The organism is Phormidesmis sp. 146-20, assembly GCF_052939475.1.
This window is the reverse complement of sequence record NZ_JBJPHT010000003.1, coordinates 173,074-184,686: the sequence shown is the minus strand read 5'-3', so window position 1 is coordinate 184,686 and position 11,613 is coordinate 173,074. Positions and strand designations below refer to the sequence as shown.

Below are 11,613 nucleotides of genomic sequence, written 5' to 3'. Positions count from 1 at the left end.
AAGTTAGGAATTAGAGCCATGCCCAAGTATGTGATGTGGGGAAGCTACTGTGAGGATGTTCTCGAAAAGCGATCGCCTTACCGTCAGGCTCATTTAGATGGCTTGGCGAAGCAAAAGGAAACTGGAGTGTTGATGACGATCGGGCCTACCAAAGATGTCACCAAAGTTTTTGCGCTCTACGAAGCTAACGATGAAGCAACAGTGCGTCAGTTAGTCGAGTCTGACCCCTACTGGCAAAACGGCATCTGGACAGAATACGACGTAAAAGAATGGATTCAAGCGATCTAAGCCTAAAGAAACGTGAATTCGATGAAATCTTTCGCTGCGGTTGTGAATCCAGGCAGCCCCCTAAATCCCCCACGAGTGAGGGACTTTGAACCCAAAATCTTGTCTAAAAGTCCCCCAATTTTGGGGGGTTGGGGGGCAGAAGCGCTGAAGAACGAAGCAAAAAAACCTCATCGAATTCACGTTAAAGAAATGGCTGTTTTGGCTTTTTAAAAACAGCTACAAAAAGGCTTCTGCTAAATGAGTTCTGACAACTTTTGCAACAATTTCAATACACATAACGCATCCTTGAGAACGATTTTTGCCTGCGACGAGAGTGGCTTCAGTTCCTTCCATTCATCGTTGTAGTCTGCACTATTGCGATCAAGCCTTAACCGCTTGAGAATGTTCGCAATCGTCAGACAATTTCCATTCCGTTTTCCTTTTTCCTGAAAAACACGAATCACTGTTGCGTGAACGCTGGAATCCTTACATTCAGTAAGTTCAACATTCTTCTCAATATTGATTAGATAATTCCTTGCACTGCAAAAAGCCGAGTAGTAGGATCTGCTAACGCAGCAACGATATTGTGCTTCACAAAGCAACAATTTTGCTGGATCATCCCTACATAATTCGGCCTCACTAAACGACGCTTCTGCAACGATTAAGTAACTTGTCCAATCGAAGCTCATTCAAAATCCAATTTGATGCATAAGTGAGTACTCACCTCAAAAGAGTCATTCAGAAACACTGCATCTTCTAAAGCGGTAAATTTCTCGTAAATCTGCTCGACCTCACCTGATTTCGCTACAACAGATAGAACAAGCAGTTTAAGCTGAGAATCTTCTGGATCTTGAGAAACGCGCAATTTGAGAAGATTACTAGAGAAGTACTCCCTAATCTTTTTATGAGCTTCAATTAAAAAATTAGCTACATCCTGATGCTCTTTCAAGAATGCCAGTACAGTTTTACGGTCTTCTAACCAATATTTGTCAAGAATACTGGCAAGATTGAGCCTTGAGCGCGGGACTTGCTGAAGTGCCAAACTTTTCTCAGCTATCGAAATTAGACTAACTCCTATGTTTGTCAGCTTTGACAGCGCTCTAATGCCAGCCTCGCTAGATTTAGGGATCTTCCTTGCAGCCAGCAAGACCTCTTCCTTCCCACAGAACAAAAATTGATCGCCTCTAGACGCGCCTTTTACTTGAGGATACTTTGCGTTTCTGTTCGTTACCATAGCTTTATCCTCAGTCTGTGTATGGCTCTAGATAAGGGATACTTGCTTTTTCCAGCATAGACCGGATCGCTTGTGTTTTCTCTTTAGCTCTCAGAATCTGCTCAAGAAGAACATCTAAGCCGGATTGATCCAGCGCTGTATAAAATTCTTTCTGTCCTGTCGCATCGCGATACGTAATTCTCAGTGTGTGCGTCGCAAACATAGCAACTATCCCCCGCTCTACTTCATCCTGAAAAATCGGACGAGCATCAGTCACGATACGGGCATCCGCGAGAATTCGCTCACTCTCAATACGTAACTCCAATGTCTTAGCAATGGTTCTAAAGATCCCACCTGCTCTCAGTAGTTCATGAATTCGTCTTCTGAACCGAGCTACTTGATCATCGGAATAGTCAGAAGTCTCTTCACAATCGAAAAGATCAGTTTCTAGCGTCATAACAAGGTTGTCTATGAACGCACCCCCCCTTCCATTCAAATGCATTTGGAGGGAAACAACCATTTGAGTAATCTCTTCCAAGTTTTCGAGGTCGATTTCCTTAACTTCAGCCGCCAACGCGATCGCCGCTGCCTCTACGCTGGATGCGGGGGAAACTTTACTGATAGCATTCAGGATCGCCCTAAAGACTTCATCCTCAACGTCAATCAGGGATTTAGCTCCTCGAAGGTATTCTTCTGGAATGTTCAAATCAGGCATATTACTCTCGTTATCTCGTCTTTAACTTTTGATCCGTGACAGCGACTTTAGACCCTCCAAACATTTCAAAGCCGCTCTACACCGCTCAAAAATAGCTGCTTCTAGCGGTGACCTAACCGCAAGTTAATCCAAAAGATGCTGTAATTGGATGGCCCACTTGAAAGTATCTGCTTTCTCTGGCTCAACCACCAAATTAACATCGATTAGTCATAGTCGCATTACCATTTCTACCCATCCAGAAATCAGGGTTGTGCGTTAAAGGTATAACGATTCGATAGATTGTGTACTGCCAAAGGTCTGACTACCGAATCAATGCCATTTCCCAGTGTGAGAAAAATTTAGTTGAGGGGGAATCAGAACGTTCTGCGATCGCCACTCCAATCAAGTCCACATTCCCAAACTCAGAAGGTCACTTTGTAAAGCTGAAACAGTTCGCCGGGTAGCGTTCTGGAGATTTTGCCGCCCACGGATTGGATCGCTTTTCGCCAGTCGGTGAGCGGTTCTAAAAACACTTCTGTACCGAGATAGGTTTCCAAAATTGCCCAGTTCTCAGCCAGGGGCATGTCAGGATCTAGCACGTCAAAAACAAACGAGCCGCCGGGTTTGAGAACACGCTTGACTTCGGTTAAGACGGTTTCCCAGTAGTCGATCGAGTAGTAACAACTAAATCCTGTGGCGATCGCCAGATCAAACTGATTTGCTTCGTAGTGCAGTTCGTGGGCGGCTCCCAGCGTCACACCTTTGAAGAGTTTGGAGTTTAACTGTGGCCCTCTAGCAACCAGAAGATCACGGGCGATCGTGCTGATTTCTTGCCCATAAAAAAACGCCTCCCAGTCTCGCCAGGGGTAAATCAAAAAACTCACCCCACAGCCAATATCCAGGCAGCGCTGATTTTTTTGCGGCTTTGCCAGTTGCCAAAAGGGAGAAGTCGTTTTTGACTGCAAAATGCCCGAAGTCCGTTCGAGAAAGATGGGCATCGCCTTGACTTCATCTGGCAGATCAAACGGTTCTCCCCGGTAGTCTTGATTAAAGCGATCGGCAACCGCCGTAATTTGAGTTTGCCAATCTTGAAATCGATCTTGTTTCAAATGCCTAACCTTTCAGTGCTTTGGTGAAGTTTTGGCGATAGGACTTGCTGATCAGCAACACCGGCCACAACAACGATAGGTATAGCTTACCTTCGTTAAAGTTTGTCCGCCGAAATCCTTTCCAAAACTTCCAAGCGCCATACGCATAGCCTACCAACGCAACCAGCAGTAAAAGTTTCATTTCCTGAGCCTCGATCGTACAAACAACACCGCAATGATGCGATTACTCAAGATTCTAGCAATCGATCGGGCGATGGGTGGTCAAATCAATTTCATTGAAGCAATCCAGGGGCGTGATTAAAGAATTGTTAGCGGAACTGTCTGAGAAAACGATCGCACGTTCAAATTAGATTAAGGAAATTAAGAAATCTTCTTACAATTCTCACACACGCTGATCGAGAAAAATTGACACGATGCATCCGTAGGACACCGACCCTCAACCGTGGAAAGTGCTAGTGTGGCAAGTGTCAGGAGAATTGCTCCCCGTTTCCTGATGCCCCCGATTTCGTCTAATTACATCGTCGCGGGTGCCCCCACAGATGAGAGCAACCACAGCAAACAGCAAGGAGACCGTATGCGTGCAGTGTTGATGGCAGGTGGATCAGGAACGCGACTCCGCCCCCTTACCTGTGACCTGCCCAAACCGATGGTGCCGATTCTCAATCGCCCGATCGCAGAACATATTATCAATTTACTGAAGCGCCATCGGATTCGAGAAATTATCGCGACGCTGCACTATTTGCCGGATGTGATGCGCGACTATTTTCAAGATGGCAGTGAGTTTGGGGTGCAGATGACCTACGCCGTCGAAGAAGACCAACCCCTAGGTACGGCAGGCTGTGTCAAAAATGTCGCAGAATTGCTAGACGGGACGTTTTTGGTGATCAGTGGCGACAGCATTACAGACTTTGATCTGACGGCCGCCATTGAGTTTCATCATCGCAACCACTCCAAAGCCACATTGGTTTTGACGCGGGTGCACAATCCGATCGACTTTGGGGTCGTAATCACAGACGAAAACGATCGCATTCGGCGGTTTTTAGAAAAGCCCTCGACCAGCGAAATCTTCTCAGATACGGTCAACACGGGCATTTACATTCTGGAACCTGAAGTTCTCGATTATCTGCCCTTCAATGAGGAAGCCGATTTTTCTAAAGATCTGTTTCCCCTGATGCTCGAAAAAGATGAGCCTATGTATGGCTACATTGCCGAGGGATATTGGTGCGATGTGGGTCATCTGGATGCTTATCGAGAAGCGCAATATGACGGGCTGCGGCAAAAAGTGACGCTCAACTTTCCGTATCCAGAACGATCGCCCGGTCTCTGGGTGGGAGAAAACACGTTTATCGATCCAACTGCCCATATCGAAACGCCTGCCATTATTGGCAACAACTGCCGCATTGGGCAAAGAGTTCAGATTGAAGCGGGAACGGCGATCGGAGACAATGTGACGATCGGAGCCGACGCAGACCTCAAGCGTCCGATCATCTGGAATGGCGTGATGATTGGCGAAGAAGTGCATTTGCGGGCCTGTGTGATCGCGCGCGGGTCACGGGTCGATCGTCGCGCCCATGTTTTGGAAGGAGCCGTCGTCGGCCCGCTGTCGAGTGTAGGTGAGGAGTCTCAAGTGAGTCCCAATGTGAGAATCTGGCCCAGCAAGCATGTCGAACCGGGTGCCACGCTCAACAGTAATTTAATTTGGGGCTATGCGGCTCATCGCAATCTCTTTGGTCAGCGAGGTGTTTCGGGGTTGGCAAACGTCGATATTATTCCAGAATTTGCGGTGAAATTGGGGGCGGCGTATGGTTCGACCTTGAAACCAGGGTTACAGGTGACCGTTTCTCGCGATCAGCGTCCGATTTCGAGAATGGTGTCGCGATCGCTGATTGCCGGGTTGATGTCGGTGGGCGTGAGTGTGCAAAATCTGGAAGCGACTTCGATTCCTGTAGCGCGATCAATTGTCCCGACGCTGGAAGTGGTGGGTGGCATTCATGTGCGGGTGCATCCCGATCGCTCGGATCACTTATTGATTGAATTCTTCGATCGCAAAGGTATCAATATTTCTAAAGGAGCCGAGAAGAAGATCGAAGGCGCATTCTTCAAAGAAGATTTTCGACGGGCGCAAATTCAAGAAATTGGCAATGTGGTGAATGTCAATCAAGCGATCGACCTCTACAGCCGAGGGTTTGAGAAGCATCTGAATACTCAAGCCATTCAGCACAGCAGTTCTAAAGTCGTGATCGATTATGCTTATGCGGTGTCTGGTGCAGTGTTGCCCCAACTGTTAGCGAAATATGGCTGTGATGCCGTCGTATTGAATGCAAGTTTGACACAAACCGCCCCGACAGCAGCCGATCGTGAAGGCTTGCTCAATCAGCTAGGGCATGTGGTCGAAGCGCTAAAAGCGACTTTTGGAGTGCAGGTTTCAGCCAATGGTGAGCAGCTTGTTTTGGTTGATGAGACGGGCAATCCGATTCGGGGTGAAACGCTGACGGCTTTGATGGTCGATATGGTGTTGACGGCGCATCCGAGAGGGACGGTGGTCGTTCCAGTTCATGCGTCCAGCGCGGTGGAACTGATTGCCCGTCGCCACGATGGTAAAGTGCTGAGAACCAAAGCCAACCCGACCGCTTTGATGGAGACCTGCCACACCAATTCCAACACGGTTGTGGGTGGCAGTGGCGAGATGGGATTCATCTTTCCTCAACTGCATCCTGGCTTTGACGCGATGTTTTGCATTGCCAAACTGATTGAGATGCTGTCTCTCCAAGAGCGAACTCTGGCTCAGATTCGCGCTGAGTGTCCCCGCATTTCTCACAAAACCTATTCTGTGCGCTGCCCGTGGACGGTGAAAGGCTCGCTGATGCGGCATTTGGTCGAAAGCCATCCCGTTGAAAATCTAGAACTGATCGACGGCGTAAAGATTTTCAATCATCAGCATGATAGTTGGGTGCTGATTCTCCCCGATGCGGGTGAGCCATTGATTCACATTTATGCCAATAGCCACGATCGCGGCTGGGTCGATGAAACCCTTCGAGAATACCGTCTGCGCGTCCAAGATTTTGTCTACGAAGAACAAGGAGTCGATGAACGCCGAGCCGAGCGAGTTTGAGAAAAAACTTCAAAAACCAATCTCCACGAATCTATCAAAGCAATTCTTTCATCCCTCATCCCTCATCCCTTCTTGTACGGAGATTTCAACCCAAATCGGTAGCTCGACCGAACCTGGAAGAAGGTCGTTTTTGATATGTTAGTAGTGCAACTGGAGATAAAATCTCGACAAAACTATAGTGAAGTACATTAATCGTTAAAGGGGTAGAGACTGGTGGCAGCAACCGACTTCAAAGACTATTACACGATTTTGGGCGTGAGCAAGACTGCCAGTGCAGATGACATCAAGAAGGCATTTCGCAAGCTGGCGCGACAGTACCACCCTGATTTGAATCCTGGCGACAAGGTGGCAGAGGCTCGCTTTAAAGAAGTCAACGAGGCTTATGAGGTGCTGTCAGACGGCGACAAGCGCAAAAAATATGATCAGTTTGGACAATATTGGCAGCAAGCCGATCGAGCCGGAGCCAGCCCTGGAAGAGGACGATCGCCCTTCAACACAACGCCTGGATTTGATGAATTTGAGTTTGGCCGCTATGGCAGTTTTGACGAATTTATCAACGATCTGCTGGGGCGGATGGGCAACAACGGCACGTCCGGATATGGGCGCACGGCAGATCCTTTTAGCGGCTATCGTACGGCTCCTTCGGGCGCAGGTTCGACTGCCGACATGGGGGCAAATCTCGACACCGAGGCCTCTGTAAAATTGACTTTGGGAGAAGCTTTCAACGGCACTCAGAAACGATTTGCGATTGGCAACGAAACGATCGAGGTACGCATTCCTCCTGGTGCCAAAGCGGGGACGAGAATTCGGGTACGGGGCAAAGGTCGCTTTAGTCCTCACTATACGAGTCAGCGCGGCGACTTGTATCTGACCGTCGAACTCACGCCCCATCCATTCTTTCAGTTTGACGGCGACAACTTGACCTGTGAAGTGGCGATCGCTCCTGATGAGGCCGTCTTAGGCGCACAGATTGAAGTGCCAACGCCCGATGGACTGGTGAAGGTGAACGTTCCGGCGGGGATTCGATCGGGTCAATCGCTGCGGCTGAGAGGGAAAGGCTGGAAAAGTCCTAAGGGCGATCGTAGTGATCAGATGGTCAAGATTACGATCGTACCGCCCAAAGAGTTGAGTCCTGTTGAGCGCGAATATTACGAGAAAATTCGGGATGGTCGTAGCTATGACCCGCGTGCAAATCTCAAAGGCGTTCAGCTTTAGATTGTCAATTCCGCTGCTTAAATTCTACAGGTTAGCAAGAATCTGAATGATGACCTTTGAGCGATCGTCTGACCAACTGCAACCCAAACAAGACAACAAAAGCAGGATTGTTGATCAGGTAGCGCTTCCAGAGGCGGCGAGGTTCTGTAACTAAGCGATAGAGCCACTCTAAGCCGAGGCGCATCATCCAGCGGGGAGCCTGCGACACTTCGCTACTGTGAAAACTAAAGGCGGCCCCAACTCCAATCATGACGGCTTGCAGTTGACCTTGTTGTCTCGCCATCCATTCTTCTTGTTTGGGGCAACCGAGCGCGACGAATACGACCGAAGCGCCAGACGCATGAATGCGATCGCGATCTGCCATTTCTTCGGCAGGAGTCAGGGTGCGAAAGGGAGGCGCATAGCTTCCAGCAATTTGTAAGGTGGGAAACTGCTGCTGTAAGTTGCATTTAAGTTTATCTAAAGTGGTTTCTGTAGTGCCGTAGAGGTAGATAGATAGATTAGCTTGAGCGGCGCGATCGCACCATTTCAACATTAAGTCGGGGCCATAAACTCTGGTTTGTTGAGAATTTTGTAAGAGTCGTAAGCCCCACACTAAAGGCATTCCATCGGGTGTAATGAGAGCCGCTTTATTCACAATTTGTTGATAAGATCTGCGCCAATAGGCTGTCATAACTACATGCACATTTGCCGCCACAACGTAGCAGGAAGTCCTTTGAATCGCCCACTTTTGAATGCGATCGCACGCTTCTGAATAATCTACACAGTCGAGGCGAGTTCCTAAGATTTTGGTCATGAAACCATTTGATAAGCTTGCTCTGTCAGTTGGGCAATGCGCTGCCAGGTATAACGTTCTGTGACTTTACGTTGTCCAGCTTCTCCCATTTTTTGAGCTTGAGTTGGGTTAGATAAAAGGTGACAGATGTGATCGGCAATTTGGTGAGCTTCCTGATCTACAAGATAGCCATCCACACCATCTGAAATCACTTCTGAAACCGCCGGGATCGGACACCCAATCACGGGTTTTCCAAAACTCCAGGCTTCGGTATAAACGCCCCCAAAACTCTCTTGAGTAGAAGGAACACAAAGTAACGTGCAGGCTGCGATCGCGTTGGTTTTTTCCTGCAAATCAACCTTGCCCAAACGATGGATTCTAGGGTCATCGAATTCTCGAAAAACTTGCTCAGACTGTTTGACTGCCGGCCCGACAAAAACAAACTGCGCTTCGGGGATTTTTTGCCAAACGAGCTTTGCAGATTCTAATACCTGACGATAACCTTTGTAGGCATAGTGCTGTCCGAGAAAAAGAACGATCGGTGCTTTTAAGGAATGCTTTTTTTGGAAGGCGATCGCATCGGCATCAGGGGCTAAAACTGACCCCATTCCAGTTACTGCAATTCGGTTCTCTTGAACTCCTAATTCCATTAAGATCTGTTTTTCTGCCTGAGTCAGAGCAATCACGATATCCGCCAATTTATAGAGTTTTAAGTAGGCTTTATATCGCCATCCAATCCAGCGAGGATGATGAACTGGAGTCAAGACAAACGGTAAGTTTCTGTGTTTTGCTGTCTGAAATGATGCATAGCTTAATCCTTCTCGTCCAATCCGAACGTTGTGAATCAGATCGACATCTGCGTATCGAGTTAAATGCTGCTCTAAACAAGTAGAAATGTTTGGTAGTGCAAGACTCATTAAAGGATAATAAATTGGTACGATCGGAGCCAGTTTTAGCTTTTCCCAATTCGATAACCCCAATCGATGTACTGGAATGTTATCTATCACGTAATCACGGCTATTTCGGGGTGCATTCAGAGTTGTTCCTAATAGCCAATCGGTGCGATTTTGATCCCAATGGCTGACCACTTGAATGGTGTGGCGATCGCTCAACTGTTGGGCTACTTTGTGTTGATGAAGTTGGGCCCCTCCGATGTAAGGAGGATAGGCAGTCAACGTATAAAGCAATCGCATAATTCTATCTATTTTGAGGAATTATTTATCGCAATTTGATAGACTTCAGCAGTTTGTTCTGCACATTTTTTCCAGCTAAACTGACTGGCTCTTTGTAGAGATTTTTGTGACATTTCGATTCTCAGTTCTGTGCTGTTGAGAACTTTTGAAAGCGCCTGACAAAGCTCGTCCTCTTGATGGGGATCGATCATGATTCCAGCCTCGCCTACAACTTCAGGTAAAGAGCTTGTATTGGAAGTAATCACAGGCGTTCCACACTGCATGGCTTCAAGCGGCGGCAAGCCAAATCCCTCGTAGAGAGAAGGGTAAGCAAAAACAGACGCACCGCTATAAATCGCGCTCAAATCTTCATCAGGAATGTAGCCTGTAAGAATAATTCGCGATCGCAGTTTTGGATCAACGTCAGGCAGTGATTCAAAGATGCGATCGTACTTCCAACCTAGCGTTCCGACTAGAACCAAACAAGTGTCTTGATTGTGAGTTTCCTGAATATATCTGAGAAATCCTCTCACCAGGAAATCCAAATTTTTGCGCGGTTCAAGGGTCGCTAAACTTAAAATATAGGGACTTTTGGGAATCTGATATTTTTGGGTTGTGAGAGCGATCGTCGCATCATCCACAACTGGGTAAAATGCCTCAGATGCAGCTAATGGAACTACAAAAACGCGATCGGGATTCATTGAAGAAATCTCACAGAAATCTTGTTTAGTCGCTTCTGAAATACAGATTACATAATCCCGATCCTTTCTAATTCGAGCAATTGCATTACTTAAATGTCTAGATTCTCGATACTTAAAATATTGAGGAAATTTAATCGGAATCAAATCATACATTGTAAAAATGCAGGGCTTTGATTGAGTAAATTCTAAATTGCCAACTTTGAAGAATGGAAAGTGGAATAAATCAATGTCTGTGAACTGAAGTTGGGGGGGGAATAAGCGCTCGATCGGAAACGTTGAAAACTTTCTTGCAACTTTGTTAATTAAAGTTCGGCTCGTGGTTCGCTTCCAGTTAAAATCAACTAGCTTTTTTTCTGCCTTGTAGATTAGAGAAGTATAAGACTTTGGAGGAAAGGGAAGGCTAAATTGTTCAGTATGCTTTGGGTAAAGGTGTTGTACAAATTGTAAGGCGGCTGCCATTTCCCAATAGGCTCTACAAGAAGTTAGGGTGAGGTCAAGATTGCCAATCTGCAAAAGATATTTGAGGTTCTCATCAATTACTCGAAAAATACCTGTGCGAGAACGCTGATTAAAATGACTAATTCCTAACACAGAAATGTCGTAAGCGACCCGATATTTCATATTAAACTTCGACTTTTATAAGAAGATAATTAAAGATCAACGATCGCAACCAGAGAAGAATGAAACTCTAAATCAGATTGCTTCATAGTCAATAAGAGAGCCTTGATTAAAAATGCAACAAGACTTCTAACAGCATAGCTAAAAGAAAACCTCCTTTCTCCTTTGATTAGTTCAGAACACAAATACCGAATTGGAACTCGAATTTCACCAGAGATTTTGAATGGTGAATTGGTCACAGTTCTAATAAGCTTCTCCAGAGACTCTGCGTTATAGTACCTCAAATGAGTAGAATCTTGATACGTAAGTAAAGTCAAATTACACTTCTGAAAAAGCGAGTAATTCTCATGGGGAACTGTAATAATTAAACGTCGTTTTGTGACTCGAACTAACTCTTTAAGCGCAGTCAGATCATCAACATGTTCCAGCACGTCAAAACAGTAAGTAGAGTCAAAATAATTGTCTTCAAAAGGCAAGTCTGTGATGTCTGCCTGCTTATAAAAATGCCGTTGATCGACCGGAATCGTTTCTAAAAATTCAAGCATTTTATCCACTCCCGTCACATCAAATCCCTTGGCTCTTAGATATTTTGAGTAAGCACCACCTGCACATCCAGCATCTAGAAACAGATTGCCCAAAAGATAGCGATCGAGATGAGCAACTCTTTCTGAGTTTAGTTCACCTGTGATTGAAGACCACTGAAATCTTCGAGCGTTCTCAAGCGAATAAGCGTCCAA

The 11,613-nt window shown here is 46.4% G+C and carries 13 protein-coding genes; 4 read left to right on the top strand and 9 right to left on the bottom strand.

Features of this window, described 5'->3' with window-relative positions:
• The first annotated feature begins 18 nt into the window (after positions 1-18).
• Together ACKFKH_RS04330 and ACKFKH_RS04325 are read left to right on the top strand one after the other, a co-directional pair.
• A complete protein-coding gene (locus ACKFKH_RS04330; protein WP_446857008.1) occupies positions 19-288 on the top strand; it encodes a YciI family protein in 270 nt (89 codons plus the stop codon).
• A gap of 21 nt (positions 289-309) precedes the next feature.
• Positions 310-498 (top strand): hypothetical protein, encoded by a 189-nt coding sequence (locus ACKFKH_RS04325; protein ID WP_446857007.1) that lies wholly within the window; start codon positions 310-312, stop codon positions 496-498.
• Positions 499-521: 23 nt separating this feature from the next.
• Here the strand turns inward: ACKFKH_RS04325 and ACKFKH_RS04320 are convergent, their stop codons facing one another.
• The 5 genes from ACKFKH_RS04320 to ACKFKH_RS04300 form a co-directional block, all read right to left on the bottom strand.
• Complete coding sequence (locus ACKFKH_RS04320; RefSeq protein ID WP_446857006.1) at positions 522-956, bottom strand: HEPN domain-containing protein; 435 nt, start codon at positions 954-956, stop codon at positions 522-524.
• Entirely contained in the window at positions 953-1,501 is a 549-nt protein-coding gene (locus tag ACKFKH_RS04315; RefSeq protein WP_446857005.1) for a hypothetical protein, read from the bottom strand. Before ACKFKH_RS04315 ends, ACKFKH_RS04320 begins: the two co-directional genes overlap by 4 nt.
• Positions 1,502-1,511: 10 nt before the next feature.
• The gene (locus tag ACKFKH_RS04310) at positions 1,512-2,195 is read right to left on the bottom strand and encodes a hypothetical protein (protein ID WP_446857004.1); all 684 of its coding nucleotides are present in this window, start codon (positions 2,193-2,195) and stop codon (positions 1,512-1,514) included.
• A 401-nt stretch (positions 2,196-2,596) separates the two neighbouring features.
• Complete coding sequence (locus ACKFKH_RS04305; RefSeq protein WP_446857003.1) at positions 2,597-3,283, bottom strand: class I SAM-dependent methyltransferase; 687 nt, start codon at positions 3,281-3,283, stop codon at positions 2,597-2,599.
• 4 nt (positions 3,284-3,287) lie between these two features.
• Positions 3,288-3,464, bottom strand: coding sequence for a hypothetical protein (locus tag ACKFKH_RS04300; protein ID WP_446857002.1), 177 nt, complete (start codon positions 3,462-3,464; stop codon positions 3,288-3,290).
• A gap of 312 nt (positions 3,465-3,776) precedes the next feature.
• On the opposite strand from ACKFKH_RS04300, the gene ACKFKH_RS04295 reads away from it, so the two are divergent.
• On the top strand, positions 3,777-6,395 hold the full coding sequence (locus tag ACKFKH_RS04295) for a sugar phosphate nucleotidyltransferase (RefSeq protein WP_446857001.1): 2,619 nt from the start codon (positions 3,777-3,779) through the stop codon (positions 6,393-6,395).
• Between the two features lie 213 nt (positions 6,396-6,608).
• The gene (locus ACKFKH_RS04290; RefSeq protein ID WP_446857000.1) at positions 6,609-7,610 is read left to right on the top strand and encodes a DnaJ C-terminal domain-containing protein; all 1,002 of its coding nucleotides are present in this window, start codon (positions 6,609-6,611) and stop codon (positions 7,608-7,610) included.
• Positions 7,611-7,641: 31 nt separating this feature from the next.
• On the opposite strand, the gene ACKFKH_RS04285 is transcribed toward ACKFKH_RS04290, so the two are convergent.
• Genes ACKFKH_RS04285 through ACKFKH_RS04270 form a run of 4 tightly spaced genes read right to left on the bottom strand, consistent with a single transcriptional unit; the run spans position 7,642 to position 11,613 of the window.
• A complete protein-coding gene (locus ACKFKH_RS04285) occupies positions 7,642-8,406 on the bottom strand; it encodes a WecB/TagA/CpsF family glycosyltransferase (protein ID WP_446856999.1) in 765 nt (254 codons plus the stop codon).
• Entirely contained in the window at positions 8,403-9,578 is a 1,176-nt protein-coding gene (locus tag ACKFKH_RS04280; RefSeq protein WP_446856998.1) for a glycosyltransferase family 4 protein, read from the bottom strand. Before ACKFKH_RS04280 ends, ACKFKH_RS04285 begins: the two co-directional genes overlap by 4 nt.
• Positions 9,579-9,586: 8 nt before the next feature.
• Entirely contained in the window at positions 9,587-10,879 is a 1,293-nt protein-coding gene (locus tag ACKFKH_RS04275) for a glycosyltransferase family 4 protein (RefSeq protein WP_446856997.1), read from the bottom strand.
• A 29-nt stretch (positions 10,880-10,908) separates the two neighbouring features.
• Entirely contained in the window at positions 10,909-11,613 is a 705-nt protein-coding gene (locus ACKFKH_RS04270; RefSeq protein WP_446856996.1) for a class I SAM-dependent methyltransferase, read from the bottom strand.